The 14,242-nt window shown below is 54.0% G+C and carries 17 protein-coding genes and 1 pseudogene; 12 read left to right on the forward strand and 6 right to left on the reverse strand.

Going from position 1 to position 14,242, the window contains the following annotated elements:
* Positions 1–16: 16 nt before the first annotated feature.
* The gene (locus QLG21_RS14805) at positions 17–208 is read right to left on the reverse strand and encodes a toxin-antitoxin system HicB family antitoxin (protein ID WP_282484698.1); all 192 of its coding nucleotides are present in this window, start codon (positions 206–208) and stop codon (positions 17–19) included.
* 125 nt (positions 209–333) lie between these two features.
* On the opposite strand from QLG21_RS14805, the gene QLG21_RS14810 reads away from it, so the two are divergent.
* From QLG21_RS14810 to QLG21_RS14825, 4 genes and pseudogenes are all read left to right on the forward strand, one after another.
* Complete coding sequence (locus tag QLG21_RS14810) at positions 334–675, forward strand: SymE family type I addiction module toxin (protein ID WP_282484699.1); 342 nt, start codon at positions 334–336, stop codon at positions 673–675.
* 58 nt (positions 676–733) lie between these two features.
* Entirely contained in the window at positions 734–1,762 is a 1,029-nt protein-coding gene (rhuM, locus tag QLG21_RS14815; RefSeq protein WP_282484700.1) for a RhuM family protein, read from the forward strand.
* 57 nt (positions 1,763–1,819) lie between these two features.
* Positions 1,820–1,975, forward strand: a pseudogene (locus QLG21_RS14820) (hypothetical protein); the annotation flags it as partial.
* 18 nt (positions 1,976–1,993) lie between these two features.
* A complete protein-coding gene (locus QLG21_RS14825; protein ID WP_282484701.1) occupies positions 1,994–2,488 on the forward strand; it encodes a YrhA family protein in 495 nt (164 codons plus the stop codon).
* A 60-nt stretch (positions 2,489–2,548) separates the two neighbouring features.
* Here the strand turns inward: QLG21_RS14825 and QLG21_RS14830 are convergent, their stop codons facing one another.
* Entirely contained in the window at positions 2,549–2,989 is a 441-nt protein-coding gene (locus tag QLG21_RS14830; protein WP_282484702.1) for a GNAT family N-acetyltransferase, read from the reverse strand.
* 108 nt (positions 2,990–3,097) lie between these two features.
* Here QLG21_RS14830 and QLG21_RS14835 point away from each other — a divergent pair, with 108 nt between their 5' ends.
* Positions 3,098–3,535, forward strand: a complete 438-nt coding sequence (locus QLG21_RS14835; RefSeq protein ID WP_101736760.1) for a hypothetical protein — start codon at positions 3,098–3,100, stop codon at positions 3,533–3,535.
* On the opposite strand, the gene QLG21_RS14840 is transcribed toward QLG21_RS14835, so the two are convergent.
* The 3 genes from QLG21_RS14840 to QLG21_RS14850 all read right to left on the reverse strand — a co-directional run bounded on the left by QLG21_RS14840 (position 3,520) and on the right by QLG21_RS14850 (position 5,945).
* Positions 3,520–4,521 carry a helix-turn-helix domain-containing protein gene (locus QLG21_RS14840; protein ID WP_282484703.1) on the reverse strand — a complete coding sequence of 334 codons (1,002 nt, stop codon included), beginning with the start codon at positions 4,519–4,521 and terminating at the stop codon, positions 3,520–3,522. The two genes, QLG21_RS14835 and QLG21_RS14840, sit on opposite strands and share 16 nt — an antisense overlap.
* 130 nt (positions 4,522–4,651) lie before the next feature.
* The gene (locus QLG21_RS14845) at positions 4,652–5,113 is read right to left on the reverse strand and encodes a hypothetical protein (RefSeq protein WP_282484704.1); all 462 of its coding nucleotides are present in this window, start codon (positions 5,111–5,113) and stop codon (positions 4,652–4,654) included.
* Positions 5,114–5,132: 19 nt separating this feature from the next.
* On the reverse strand, positions 5,133–5,945 hold the full coding sequence (locus QLG21_RS14850; protein ID WP_282484705.1) for a winged helix-turn-helix domain-containing protein: 813 nt from the start codon (positions 5,943–5,945) through the stop codon (positions 5,133–5,135).
* 845 nt (positions 5,946–6,790) lie between these two features.
* Between QLG21_RS14850 and QLG21_RS14855 the strand changes: the two genes are divergently transcribed.
* The 6 genes from QLG21_RS14855 to QLG21_RS14880 are packed head-to-tail and all read left to right on the forward strand — an operon-like array spanning position 6,791 to position 12,831.
* Complete coding sequence (locus QLG21_RS14855; protein ID WP_137903407.1) at positions 6,791–7,393, forward strand: LuxR C-terminal-related transcriptional regulator; 603 nt, start codon at positions 6,791–6,793, stop codon at positions 7,391–7,393.
* A 53-nt stretch (positions 7,394–7,446) separates the two neighbouring features.
* Positions 7,447–8,031 (forward strand): fimbrial protein, encoded by a 585-nt coding sequence (locus QLG21_RS14860; RefSeq protein WP_137903406.1) that lies wholly within the window; start codon positions 7,447–7,449, stop codon positions 8,029–8,031.
* A 53-nt stretch (positions 8,032–8,084) separates the two neighbouring features.
* Positions 8,085–8,762 carry a fimbria/pilus periplasmic chaperone gene (locus QLG21_RS14865; protein WP_101736756.1) on the forward strand — a complete coding sequence of 226 codons (678 nt, stop codon included), beginning with the start codon at positions 8,085–8,087 and terminating at the stop codon, positions 8,760–8,762.
* Positions 8,763–8,786: 24 nt separating this feature from the next.
* Entirely contained in the window at positions 8,787–11,312 is a 2,526-nt protein-coding gene (locus QLG21_RS14870) for a fimbria/pilus outer membrane usher protein (RefSeq protein WP_282484706.1), read from the forward strand.
* Positions 11,303–11,821 (forward strand): fimbrial protein, encoded by a 519-nt coding sequence (locus tag QLG21_RS14875; RefSeq protein WP_282484707.1) that lies wholly within the window; start codon positions 11,303–11,305, stop codon positions 11,819–11,821. Before QLG21_RS14870 ends, QLG21_RS14875 begins: the two co-directional genes overlap by 10 nt.
* On the forward strand, positions 11,821–12,831 hold the full coding sequence (locus QLG21_RS14880; protein ID WP_282484708.1) for a fimbrial protein: 1,011 nt from the start codon (positions 11,821–11,823) through the stop codon (positions 12,829–12,831). The genes QLG21_RS14875 and QLG21_RS14880 overlap by 1 nt, the downstream gene beginning before the upstream one ends.
* Positions 12,832–12,834: 3 nt before the next feature.
* Here the strand turns inward: QLG21_RS14880 and QLG21_RS14885 are convergent, their stop codons facing one another.
* Positions 12,835–13,359, reverse strand: coding sequence for a lipocalin family protein (locus QLG21_RS14885; protein WP_137903403.1), 525 nt, complete (start codon positions 13,357–13,359; stop codon positions 12,835–12,837).
* 118 nt (positions 13,360–13,477) lie between these two features.
* Here QLG21_RS14885 and QLG21_RS14890 point away from each other — a divergent pair, with 118 nt between their 5' ends.
* Positions 13,478–14,203 (forward strand): MerR family transcriptional regulator, encoded by a 726-nt coding sequence (locus tag QLG21_RS14890; protein ID WP_282484709.1) that lies wholly within the window; start codon positions 13,478–13,480, stop codon positions 14,201–14,203.
* The last annotated feature ends 39 nt before the right edge of the window (positions 14,204–14,242 follow it).

Genomic DNA, 14,242 nt, shown 5'->3' on the forward strand with positions numbered 1-14,242 from the left:
TATATTTATAGTTCTGTTAACCTTTAGGTGTAATATCTTTTCTTCGCAAAGCCTCCCTCGCCAGTTCTTTCAACCAACTGGCGAGGCTCACACCTTCCTCAGCCGCCACAGCATCCAACTGCTCCTTCAATGCCGGATCAATTCGCATCTTAAACTGCGGAGACTGCCCGCCGCCTTTTGGTTTTTTTTCGCGCGATATGATTGACATGAGGCCACCTATCCATCTACTCTGACACACATAGGAGGCCACCTAATCCTCCTGTATTAGCAACGCTCCGAAGTGCGGGAACACAACCGGAGCGTCTAACCACACCAACTATCAAGGAGTTGATTATGGCTGATACGCATTCTACCCCAGACACCGACCAATCCGGAACCGAGCACTCACTAATTGTGGGATACCGCCCGAATGTTTTAGACAAATCCACGCCGAAAATCATTCTTTCCGGAAAGTGGCTGCGTGCCGCAGGGTTTGATACCGGACAGCAGGTCACGGTCAAGGTGATGAAGGGGTGCATCGTTCTGGTGGCATATAACGAGCAGGAGCAGAGGTTGCAGGATGATTATAACCGGACGAAGGCGAAGCTCAGTGAGATAGAAGACGCGCTCGCTGCGATTCAAACCCAGCTTCCTGGAAAGCACCTCGCAAAACTAAATACAAACCACCTGGCTTAGCGGTCGTTTCTGGCATACTACGAACTTACAGGCATCTACATTATGACGCGGAGGCAGCATGACATATGAAGAATTAATAAATTCACCCGCTGGTGAGTTTGTCATGTTTGCCAGCAAGGATGGAAAAGTTCGCATTGAATGCCGCTTTGAAAGCGATACTTTGTGGCTCTCACAGGCCACGATCTGTGAGTTATACGGCAAAGCCAAAGCAACGATCAGTGGGCATATCAAGAATATTTTTGATGAGGGTGAGCTGAGCGAAAATTCAGTTGTTCGGTTTTACCGAACAACTGCCAGCGATGGTAAAGTATATAACGTTCAGTATTTTAGCCTACCCGTCATCCTCGCAATCGGTTACCGCGTCCGCTCCACGCGAGGTACACAGTTCCGCCAGTGGGCCACCCAAACGCTTCAGGAATACCTGGTTAAAGGCTTCGTTATGGACGACGAGCGCCTGAAAAATCCGCCTGTCGGCTCTTCCGCCGTACCCGACTATTTTGATGAAATGCTGGAACGCATTCGCGATATACGGGCCAGCGAACGCCGGGTCTATCTTCGCGTAAGGGAAATTTTTGCGCTAGCCGCTGACTATCAGCCGTCGCTCAAAGAAACCACGCAATTCTTTCAGACCATCCAGAATAAACTGCATTTTGCCTGCACGGGCTACACCGCAGCTGAGTTGATTCACCACCGCGCAGATGCCAGCCAACCGCATATGGGGCTGACCAGCTATAAAGGCGAAGACGTCCGCAAAAGCGATGTCACCACCGCAAAAAATTATCTGTCTCAGGATGAGGTGAGCGAACTTAATCGCGTCGTGAATATGTGGTTGGATTTTGCCGAAGATCAGGCCAAACGCCGCAAGCAGGTATTTTTACAAGACTGGCAAACCAAACTCGATCAGTTCCTGCAATTCAACGATCGGGACGTATTGGAAGGAGCAGGCAAAATCAGCAAGAAAGCGGCTGATGAAAAGGCGTGCTCAGAATATGTTGAGTTTGAAAAAAAGCAGCGCCTGTTGAAAGAAGCCGAAGGAGAGAAAGATATCATCGACTTATTAAAGTGGGAGAATAAGACAAAGTGCTAATCACAGTATCCCTGTCCAGCCGCATATGCAGCAACGGAAACGTCTTCCCCACCCGTTTTTATTCATTTAGTCGCTCAATTCTTGATGGAAAAAGAACCCTATCATAAAATTTTCACGAACATGCAAAGAGCCGCGACAAAAGGAATGTCACCAGGAGACAGCAAAATCACACCTTGGGCGATCCCCTCTGGTTCTGTCTATCCTCATAACTAATTTACAAGGACTTATAAGATGAAGCTCGAGGACACGTTAATCGCATTAAAAGACGTTATGGCTAAATGGGAATATCCGATCCAGGACCCCATCCCAAAATCATTTATCGAAAGCATGATTGATAGACAAGACACTGCCAATACGTCACCTGTTTTAGAAGCATTAGTAGATGAACTAAATGTGTTGTTTGCCAACCAACCTGATTATCTGACATTTTTAGAAATTATGGATGGTTTTGAATATGATGGCGTAACCTTGTTCAGTCTGGCGACTCCAGAACCTATTGTGAAAAATTTATTCATCCTGAATGAATATTATCGTAACAACGATGACTTTATCGACCCTGACATTTCAGATAAGTTAGTTCTTGGTGAAGATAGTATCTCGTTATTTACCTATAACAGCTCAACGAACAAATTTGAAATCAGAGACAATATTGCCACTGAGAACGTTTTTGAATCGTTCAGTAGCTTCAGTGATTTCATAAATGGGATACTGGCGTCAGTAATGTAATCGTTGTGGCCGTTTGCTCCCTTCAGCCTGTTCAGACAGGCTGAAGAGAGTCGCGCGTCGTTATTCGTTCGCCAGCCGCATATGCAGCAACGGAAACGCATTGCCCTGCCCGTCCAGTTCTGAGCGCCCCACCTGCTCAAACCCCATATGCCGGTAAAACGCCACGCCCTGCGGGTTTTGCTCATTCACGTCCACTTCGTTTACGCCAAGTTCTGCGATGGCGTATTTCAGCAATAATTTCCCCACACCTTTTCCCCGGCTGGCGTCGTCGACAAACAGCATTTCAATCCGGTGTGCATCGACGCCTAAAAAGCCGTGAATTATGCCCGCGTCATCACGCGCGATGACAACCGTCAGGCCAGGCAGATAGGTGTTGAGCAATAACGGCCGCAGTGCCGCAATATCGCTTTCCTGTAAAAAATGGTGAGTGGCGCGAACGGCGGATTCCCAGATCGCGGTGAGACGTTCAAATTGTGAAGGGACGGCGGTTTCTATTTTCATGACGGGATTCTGTTCGGATAGCCCCGTTATTTCAAGTGCATCCTTCACGCGTTTAACTTTCACCCGAACGGTGTCGCTTTGCTCGGATAAGACACCGGAGCGATATCAATGAAAAAACTTACCCTGCTGCTGCTTCTCCCGCTTTTGCTGAGCGGCTGCGCCGCCATTGTCGGCGATAACGAAGAAACCGTGACCATAAACAGCCAGCCGACGAACGCGTTCTTTATCATCGCCGATCAACGCGGTGCGATAGTCAAAACCGGCACCACGCCGCAGACCGTCACCCTTACGAAGTCGGACGGCAGCTACTTTGGCAAACGCGAGTACACGCTCACGCTCAAACAGGACGGCTACTACTCGCTTATCGTGCCGCTGGATACCCGCTTGAGCCACTGGTACACCCTGGGGAACGTGATATTCCTGGGCGTGCCCGGCTGGCTGATTGTCGATCCGTTCTTCGGCGGGATGTACACCTTCAAAAACGACACCGTTGACGGCGTGTTGCGTCCCTGCCCGCCAGGTCCGTTCAACTACATGTGCTCATAACCCTGCGACGTGCGCCAGACGCCCGGCGTGCAGCCATACTCCGTCTGAAAATGGCGGATAAAGTGCGCGCAGTCGCTAAAGCCCATCCGCAGGCCAATGTCCGTTACGCTCTGCTGCGAATTTTTTAGCAGCCAGCAGGCATAACGAAGACGGGCACTGCGGATGAACTCTCGAGTCGTTTTACCAAACTCGGCATGAAACAGGCGATTGAGCTGCCGCTCGCTAAGCGCCACCTCGCTGGCAAGCCCCGCAGGGGTAAGGGGCCGGGTGAGGTACTGTTCAATGAGCAGCACCACGCGACGCAAACGCGAATCAGGAATGAGGGCAAGGCTGGCTGGTCGGGGAGTGACATTCTCAAGCGGGGCAAGGGAGAGCTGCTGAGCGGCGGTCTTCGCCGTGTCATTACCGGCATGAAGCCGAATCAGCTCAGTGGCCAGGGTAATGGTCGAAATACCGCCCGGGCAGGTCAGGACATCCCCTTCATTAATAAAATCATAACCCTGCTCCGCATAAACCTGAGGAAAAGCGTGCTGGAATATCTCAAGGTGGAAAGGATGAATGGACGCTCGCCGCTCGTTCAGTAGCCCTTCCTGCGCCAGCACAAAACTGCCGGTGCCGATGCCTATCAGCGGGACGTTCATGTGATGCGCATGCGCAAGATACTCTCTGTCTCCCGGGTACCCTTGCGCCAGATACTTCAGGCCCCCTCCAATCACCGCGACATAATTAAAGTTCTCAGGCGGGGCATGCGCTGCATCGGGTCTGATGCTCACCCCCACATTGCTGCACAGCGGGATATCGGGGTGCTCGCTGATGAGCGTAATGTCAAAAGCACGTGTCTTCTCACGCTTTGCCGCATTCCTCAGCGCCTCCATCAATCCGGATAACGCCAGCAGCGAAAACCGGGGCCACAGCAGCAACCCGATATGCAGCCGTGTAGTGGGCGCAGCGATACTGCCCCCGGACGGTTCAACTATCATTTTCATTAACTTGCCAAATTTAGAGTAATTACATTATTGCAACACAACGGTTGCTTTTATTTTTCTAAGGTAATTCTTAGATACTAAATAAAGCATAAATGAGAATAAAGGTTTTTATTGCATAATCTTTTCAAAATTATTCATTTTTGGTACTTCGACATACATATGTCGGTAATGTTCCTAAGGTAAAAATATAGTTATCATTCTGTTGTTCATTAATGCGGATATAAATACTTTTCCCGGAATAAACAAAAAATTGCGGTTCGTATTTCTCCAGCAGGCGATCCCCGACGTTATCTCCCGGGAACGTCAAATTATTTTCAGACGTCAGTAACCAGACATTGTCTTTCCGCGCCACGCGGAAGGATATTTTCCGGTCGATAATCGAGCCGGGTTCGCTTTTCAGTCTGCCGTTCATACTGAGCGTGCCGCTTTTGCCGTCAAACCGGTAATTCAGCCAGAGCGACACCTTCTCGTCCTTATGGTGCTGTACCAGGTTAGCCTGACAGGAAAAGGGTTTTATGGCGTATCGCTGCCACAAAAAATAGCCCAGCACCACGGCGGCGGCGATAAATAAGAGAGCCAGCAGGGAGAGCATTTGACGATGACGGGTCATGCTAGCGGTCCTCAATAAAATAATCAGAGATGCAGCGGTTAGGCTCTTTCATCGGCTTGTCACAGCGAATAACGGAAGCGCGCGGTAACAATTCATACCAGCTGATATAGATCCACGGGTAGTCTGCACATTCGGCTTTAAACTGATCGACATAGGCCAGCGCTTTGGCACGTTCACTCTGCGTCTGGATGCCATTTGCCAGCCACACCTGGCAGGCCCCTATGGTGGTGGCAAAATGATAATCCTCAATAAAGCGGTTTTCACGCGCGTTGCTATGGCCGATGATGCCCACACTCACCAGCAACACCAGCAGGACCATTAACATCCCTGCCAGCCAGCGAGCACGAGCAAGGCGGCTGTCCCGTTCGGGCAGTGCATTCTCTCCAGGCTCCTCATTAAGGCGCAAGTCGGCGGTATCCTGCACCTGCACCGCCGTTTCCGGCACCGCCATTTCCGGCGCGGGCGTGACCGGCTCTTTAATCACAATCTGCGTGTCGCTTGCCAGCGTTAAGCCGATGCGGGGGATGGTGACGATAGGATCGACGTCAAAACCAATTTTCTTCAGCCCTTTGCGCAGAATCGAGATATTTTGGTAATAAGTATTCGGCGAAACCAGCATACCGCGGCGTTGCCAGACAATATCGAGAAAATCCTGCTGGGTGACAATCGACCCCGCTCTTTCAATTAATAACAACAGGCAACGGCCCGCAGGCGAATTCAGCACGACAACACGATCCGGATTGTTGATATCGCGAAGCGTGCTGGCTGCAGGATGAAACTCAACAATATTATTTATTATGTAGTGCTTGTGCATAGGGTCAGCGACGGTCCTCCTGAAACACTCTCATGATGTTATCGTTTTCTTGTTTACATAAAGAAAAACGTTCTCCCTTCACGTCCAAATCAATGTGACTGATAAAATTAACGCTGTATATCTTAGCAAGTAGCGAAAATTCTTAATTTCTTATTTTCTCTTTAACTTCACTGAAGCGAGAGAAGTTCGCCATTTGCGTTAAAGCGCCTGCTGACGGGCTTCCCGGGGCCTTTATTGATTCTCTCTCATTTTTTGTGAAGTGGCGTTAATGCCTCAGAAACTTCTCACAAACCGCCTTTTGCCGGGCGAGCACGGCCGCGTTGAAATAGCGTTAACACGCCATCTTGACATTGACAAAAATAGACAAATAACCAAATTGTACGCAATGGACATGCGTGTCTGAATCATTCAACAGAGACACGTCTGATATTTTGTGAACCATGCTAAATATCAATAAGTTAGGAGTATAAACATCGCACTCACCCTGCCAGAGCATTCGTTTAAACCAGGATAAATTCCCGCCATTTGTTATTCATTGTCAGCAAGCCGCCGCCTGCTCTTACATGAGCAGACAAAAGGCTTACAAAACATTTATCAAAGCGTAAGTAGCATGAAAAAGCGCAGGTATGATTAATTGAAACAACACGCAGCACAGAACCAGTAAGAGGAAAACGGCGTTACCATTATCAATCTTAAAGATTAATATAAATTTAGATTAATTCAGGTTACCTCTTTTTTGGCCGACTTATACTAGCCCTACACAGCACAACGTGATTGCTTCGAAAGTACAGGCCGATATCAACATACTGGTTCGCCTCATTACAATTATAAATCGAGGGAATAACATGGCGAATGAACCCTATATAAAAAGACCGATTCATATTGCGTTGATGGGTGGCGATCATTATGCACGCCAGGGCATTACCGCTTTATTAATGAAGATTAACTCAAAGGTGCAGGTAAAAATATCGACGGAAGATTATCAGCAGCTTAATGCGATGTTAGCCACAACCCGCATAGATATTCTCTTTATGTCCGGGGCTGATAAATACCATACGGGATACGACTACTTACGCTATTTGAAAAGAATTAAAGCCGAGCATCCGGAAACAGTGATTTGTCTTTATTCCGCCCCCGCGAACTCCATGCTGTGGGTCAGAGGAGATATAGACGCCTATATGTCGCTTCAGGATCCGCTTTATCACTGGCGAACTAATTTAATGCGGTTGGTCGATAACCGCTATCGGCCAAAACAGAGATCAACGGCGTTATCGCTGACGCCGGGTGAATGGAGGGTATTGAAGGAGCTGCGTAAAGGTCTGGATATGCGCTACATCGCCGAAATGGAGAAGCTTTCTTACCGTCGTGTCAGCGCGTTAAAAAGCTCAGCGATAAAAAAACTTGGGCTCAGGAACAAGACAGATTTGCTGGTCTTTTTAACCAGTTAGACCTGCCAACTTCAGAGCAAATCTCGTAATAACAACACAATGGAATCAAGACAATGAAAGCTCAATTCACAAAAAAAACAGTGCTGGCAATCGCTGCTATGGCCTTACTGCCAGCGGGCAATGCCCTGGCCGTTGGCACCAGCGGCGGTACGGTTAACTTTAACGGTAGCGTCGTGACCTCCGCCTGCGCCATCAGCGCGGGTAGCGCCAACATTGACGTCGACATGGGTGAAGTCCGTACCGCAACCCTGGCAGCGGCGGGCAGCGAGGCTAGCACGGCAAAAGCCTTCTCCATCACGCTGGAGGATTGCGAAATCGCGGATACCTCTGCTTCCACGGAGGCGAACCCGATTGCCGCAACCACCATCGCCGTGACCTTTACCGGCACGCCGGACAGCGCCGATGCCCACAGTCTGGCCGTCGGGTCAAACGGCAGCGCTGACTCGGCTCAAAACGTTGCGATCCGTCTGTATGACGAAAAAGGCAACATCGTGCGTCTGGGAGAGGCAGCCGCCGCGGTGCCCCTGCGTGCCGGCCCTAACGTCCTGAACTTCAGCGCGAAGTACATCTCCCCGGAAGGTCATGCCACCGCAGGCGATGCCAGCGCAACGGCAACCTACACCGTGACCTATTCGTAATCATCAGGCCCGGTCTGCGGGCCGGGCCTGACACCGTTTTAAGGAGAAACACTATGCGCGTATTACCATGGATTTGTCTGGCAGGTTCGTTATGTGCAACGGCCGCCCATGCAGGCGGCGTCGGGCTTGGCGCAACGCGAATGGTCTACTCCAGCTCCACCACACAGTCCATGCTGCAGGTGAGAAACACCCATCCCGATGCCACCTTCCTGATCCAGTCCTGGATAGAAAGTGAAAACGGCGAACGCAGCCACGACTTCGTCATTACGCCACCGCTGTACGTGTTAAAACCGGCCAGCGAGAGCGTGGTGAAAATCATGTTTAACGGCAAATCCCTGCCTCAGGATCGCGAAACGCTCTACTGGATAACGGTAAAAGCGATCCCGCAGCAGATGAAAAACAGCTCGGGCAACTCCCTGCAGTTTGCCTCGGCCAACCGCATCAAAATTTTCTACCGCCCGGACGGGCTTAGGGAAGGCGCGGGCGAAGCGTGGAAATCCCTCCGCGGCAGTTTCCGCGCGGGCCAGGTCACCCTGACGAACCCTACGCCGTACTACCTCACCACCATCAATGTGAAGGTGGACGGCAAGCCGGTTAAGCCGGTCATGCTGCCTCCGAAGGGGAGCGTGACGCTGGCGGAAAGCTTTAGCCATGCAAATAGCGTGAGCTACCAGACCATTAACGATTACGGAGCATGGACGCCCGTGACCCGCTCGTCGTTATCCCCTTAATCAGCATCCCGAGGGCGTGACCACGTGAAAATAAAAACCTTGTGCGCCATGGCGATGTCCCTGGTCATTCGGCAAGCCATGGCTGTCGAAAGTGAGCTGCAATTTAACCCCGCGTTTCTCAACGGCGAGAGCGCGAACAGCGCCGATCTCGCCTGGGTCAACGCCGGGAGCGCGCTGCCGCCGGGGGAGTACAACCTTAACGTCTACATCAATAATGCCTACGCCTTCACCGGCGACGTGGCCTTCCGTGCGGATGAACAAGGGGCCGGCGATGCGCAGCCCTGCGTCACGCCGCAGCAAATTGATGCCCTGGGTATCGATCCTCATCAGGCGAAGGGCGGCGCATTGCCGCTCGCCCAGCGCTGCATTGTTTTGCAGAGCGTTTTTCCGGGCAGCCACGTTGACTACGATCAGAAGACGCTAACCCTGAGCTTTACCGTACCGCAGAGCATGATGCGCAACCTGCCGCGCGGCTACGTCAGCCCGGAAAGCTGGGAGCCGGGGATCACTGCCGCATGGCTGAACTACGTGCTGAATGGCTCAAACAATGAGTATCAGGGCGAGACGCGCACGCGCGACAGCCAGCTTTTCGTCAGCCTCAACAGCGGCGTCAACCTTGGCGCGTGGCGGCTGCGTGATTTCACCACCTGGACCAAAGACGCTAACGAGCTGACCCACGTACAAACCTGGCTGCAGCGGGATATTCCCGCCCTGCGCGCCCAGTTTTATGCGGGCGAAACCTATACGTCGGCGCAGGTGTTTGATTCCGTGGGCGTTCGCGGTATTGCCCTGAAAACCGACGACAATATGCTGCCCGCCAGCCTGAGCGGCTACGCGCCCGAAGTGCGCGGTATCGCCCGCAGCAACGCCACCGTCACGGTGCGCCAGAACGGCAACATCATTTATCAAACGTCCGTCACGCCGGGGGCGTTTGTGCTGAAAGATCTCTATCCCACCTCGTCGGGCGGCGATCTGGCGGTCACCGTTCAGGAGAGCGACGGCAGCATTACGCAGTACACCCTGCCCTTTGCCAGCGTGCCAAACCTGGTGCGCAACGGGCAGATGAAATATGCCTTCGGCGCGGGAAAATATCGCCCGACCGGCAATCAGGATGCGCCGACCTTTGCACAGGGCGAGCTGTTCTACGGCTGGCAGTACGGGCTGACCTTCTACGGCGGCGCGCAGTTTTCCGATCGTTACACCGGCCTGGCGCTCGGTGCCGGGCAGAACCTTGGCCGTTTTGGGGCCTGGTCCGCCGATATCACGCATGCCCGCAGCCAGCTGGCTGACAACAAAACCTACACCGGCGATTCGGTGCGCCTGCGCTACAGCAAGCTGCTGAATGAGATGGGCACGCGCATCAACTTCTTCTCGCTGCGCTACTCGACGCAGGGGTTCTATACCCTGAGCGATACCACCTACAAAGGTATGGCGGGCGGCACTGCCCGGCAGGTCGTGGAAGATGACGGCACCCTAACCACCCACTATGACACCGTCTACAACCTGCATATGTCACGCAAAGCGAAGAACCAGCTGCTGCTGTCGCAGCCGATGGGAGAGTACGGCGCGCTGTCGCTGTCGTGGGATCAGCAGACGTACTGGAGCACGCCGAAAACAACGCAGAGCCTGCAGCTGGCGTGGAACGCCACGTTTCGCAACGTCTCGCTCGGCGTGAGCCTGCAGCGCAGCACCAGCCTGTATGACAATCAAAAAGACACGCTGATGGCGGTGTCCCTGTCCCTGCCGTTTGGTAATCCGACGCTGGCGACCCGCGCCCGCGTCACCACCACGCAGGCGGGGTCTGGCGGCACCACCACCAGCACGGGCGTCAGCGGTTATATGCCGGGTCAGGAAAACCTGTTTTACAGCGTGAACCAGCGCTACGGCACGCAGCAGAAATACGGCGGCGATGCGACGCTCCAGTACGAAGGCCAGCGGGGGGATTACCACCTCGGCTACGCCTACGCGAAAAATTCGCGCAACCTCAGCTACGGCATGAGCGGTGGCGCAGTGTTGCATGAAGATGGTCTGACGCTAAGCCAGCCGCTGGGCAACACCAACATTCTGGTGAAAGCGCCGGGTGCCAGCGATGTCGCCGTACTTAACCACAAAGGCATCAAAACCGACAGCCGGGGCTACGCGGTGATCCCCTACGCCACACCGTATCGGGTGAATCAGGTGGCGCTGGACGTCACCACCGTGGGCAATGACGTGGAGCTGGAAAACGCCATCGTCAATAAAACCCCCACCGACGGCGCGCTGGTGCGCGCAACCCTCACCACCCGCCGGGGGGCAAAAGCGATGTTCATCGTGCGCCACCGCAATGACGTGCTGCCTTTCGGCACGCTGGTATCGCTGGACGATGAAAACGTCAGCGGCATCGTCGGGGATGGCGGCAGCCTTTATCTCTCCGGGCTGACGCCAGAGGGTACCTTGCGGGCGGAATGGGGGCGCGGCAGCGGCCAGCGTTGCACCATCCATTACCGGTTAAACGCGCAGAATTACAACGCGCGCACCGGCCTTTATTCACAGGAGGTGGTATGCCAGTAGCCTTTCGTCTTGCCAGCATCGCCCTGCTGATGGCGTTTACGGTTCCCGTTCGCGGTTACGACGTGCTGGTTTCCGTCACCGGGAATTTGATCGGCAACACCTGCGTTGTCGCGGCGGATTCACTCGAGAAAAACGTGCCGCTGGGCACCATTGGCATCAAGCAGTTCAGTAAAGCGGGCGCGGTCAGCAATATCAAAGCACCCTTCACGCTGACGCTTGAAGAGTGCGGCCCTACCTTTGCGGGGGTGAAAATTCGCTTCAGCGGAACACCGGACGATGACGACCCCCAGCTCATCAAAATTGCGCAGGGCGGTGCTACCGGCGTGGCGGTACAAATTCTCGATAACGAGAGCGCCTTGATCCCGCTGAACACCCAAACAACCGCCTACGGCACGGCGGGTGATGACAGCGTCAACATGACCTTTTATGCGCGGCTGGCGGCCACCGGCGCGCCCGTCAGTGCCGGCGAGGTATCGGCAGTGGCGACCTGGACTACGGAGTATCGATAATGCGTATTTTTGTGCTGATCGGCTGGTTACTGGCCTGTACCCCCGTTCTCGCGATGGAATGGAAATCGGATATCACGCTCTCTCCCCAGCCGATGACCTACAGCGGCCCCGCAGATTCGGTGGTACCGGGGAATATTATCGGCTCAACCTGGAGCGCGACCGCAGACGTTCAGCAGGTTTTCTGGTGCGGGTGGGTATTTACCTGTTCGAAAGGCACCCTGGAACCGAGCAGCAGCGCCATCTCAAGCGGCATGACGGTCACCGTCGATGGGGTGAACTACACCATTTTCGAAACCGGCGTGCCCGGCGTGGGCTATATCATCGGGCTGAAAGATTTTAACGGCTCCAGTTACGTCCCGCTGCAAACCGGGATCACCCAAAGCTATCCTGCAGATGGCACCAACGGCTACGCCGCTGATTTAGGCTGGTCGGCAAAAGTCACCTTTATCAAAACCGGCACGGCGCTGAAATCCGGCGTATATCAAATCCCGACCATCAACGCCGCGGTCCTGACCGCCTACAACAACGAAACCAAAACCGCGCAGGTGATTATCAGCCCCACCACCATCACGGTTACCGCCAGCGGCTGCACGGTAGAAACCAAAAGCGCGAACGTCAATCTGGGGACAATTGATATCCGCACGCTGCCCACCGTAGGCAGCACGTCGCCATCAGGCACCTTTAACATTGGCCTGACCTGCGATGCAAACGTGGCGGTTCACGCGGTGATGACCGATCAGACCACGCCCTCAAACACCTCGTCCGTTGTCACCTTAACCGGTGACTCCACGGCCTCAGGCGTGGGCGTGCAGTTCTTCTACAACGGTACCGGGCCGCTGATGATGGGGCCAGACAGCTCCGGCGCGGGCACCACTAACCAGTTCGCTGTCCAGACGCTCACCTCGGCACAAACGCTGTCGCTGCCGTTTCAGGCGCACTACATCCGCACGGGCGAACTGGTGCCCGGCACCGCAAATGCGCTGGCGAGCATCACGTTTTCGTACCAGTAACGGTTAGTGCTTCACCCAGACCAGCCGATCGACGTTAAAGCCCAGACCACGCGCGGTGTTCAGGTAATCCTGTTTCACCGCATCCGGGATGGTTGGCGTGCGGGACAGGATCCACAGGTAGTCGCGGTTCGGGCCGCTGACCAGCGCGTACTGGTACTTGTCGTCCAGCTTGATGACGTTATACCCGCCGTAGAACGGGCCGAAGAACGAGACCTTGAGCGCGGCCGTGGTCGGCTCGCCGGTAAAGTAGGCTTTACCTTCGCTCTCATTCCATTTTTTCTTCACCGGATCGTAGCCGCGATTTAGCACGCTAATGCCGCCGTCGCTGCGTTCGCCGTACGTGGCAGTTACCTGCTCCAGCCCGCGCTCAAAGCGGTTTTCCAGGCGGGCCACTTCGTACCACTTGCCCAGATAACGGCTGGCATCAAAGCCGGAAATTGGCTGCACGCCTTTCGGCGGCGTTGGGGATTTACAGGCAACCAGAGTCAGGGCAATGGCGACACCGGTTACAACAGGCCATAGCTTCATGAGAATTCCTTTCATTTGCGCGGTTGGAAGTTAAAGTGTAGTGCACCGCTCGGGCGCTTCATCCCATCGGGAAGAATTCGTAGTATATTGGGAATATTCTTTCTCTGCGGGCACGGACATGGCTTACTCCATCGGCGAATTCGCCAGACTCAGCGGGATCACCGCCACTACGCTTCGCGCGTGGCAGCGCCGCTATGGTTTACTCAAGCCGCAGCGCACCGAGGGCGGGCATCGCCTGTACAGCGAAGACGATGTCCGGCAGGCGTTAATCATCCTCGACTGGGTCAAAAAAGGCGTCCCTATCGGCCAGGTGAAATCCCTGCTGCAGCGCCCCGCCCCGCGTCGTACCAACAACTGGCAAACGCTGCAGCAAACCCTGCTGGAGCGCCTGAAAGCGGGAAAAATCGAATCCCTGCGCCAGGCGATTTACGACGCCGGTCGGGAATATCCCCGGCCCGACCTGGTTGCCAACGTCTTACGCCCGCTGCGCAGCCAGATGTCGGCCAACGTGCCTGCGGCCATGACCCTGCGTGAAATCCTCGACGGCATTATCATCGCCTACACCTCGTTTTGCCTGGAGGGCGATAAAAAAGCGCCCGGCGATAATTTCCTGCTCAGCGGCTGGCACCTCAACGATCCGTGCGAAGTCTGGCTCGAAGCCTTAGCCCGCACCGGGCAGGGTCACCGCATCGACGTCCTGCCCTTTCCACCTGCTGCGCTGGCGCCGGAGATTTTCCCGGACCGCAAATGGCTTCTGGTCACCAGCGGAAAGCTCAACGCTGCCCGCAAAAAGCAGCTTGAGCAGTGGCAGCAGCAGGTTTCCCTTGAGGTGATTATCCTCTAAACATTTTCTGCGGTGGGAATTGTCACGAAAAGTTGAATA

The sequence above is a fragment of the Enterobacter sp. V87_3 genome, from assembly GCF_029967835.1.
Lineage (GTDB): Bacteria > Pseudomonadota > Gammaproteobacteria > Enterobacterales > Enterobacteriaceae > Enterobacter > Enterobacter cancerogenus.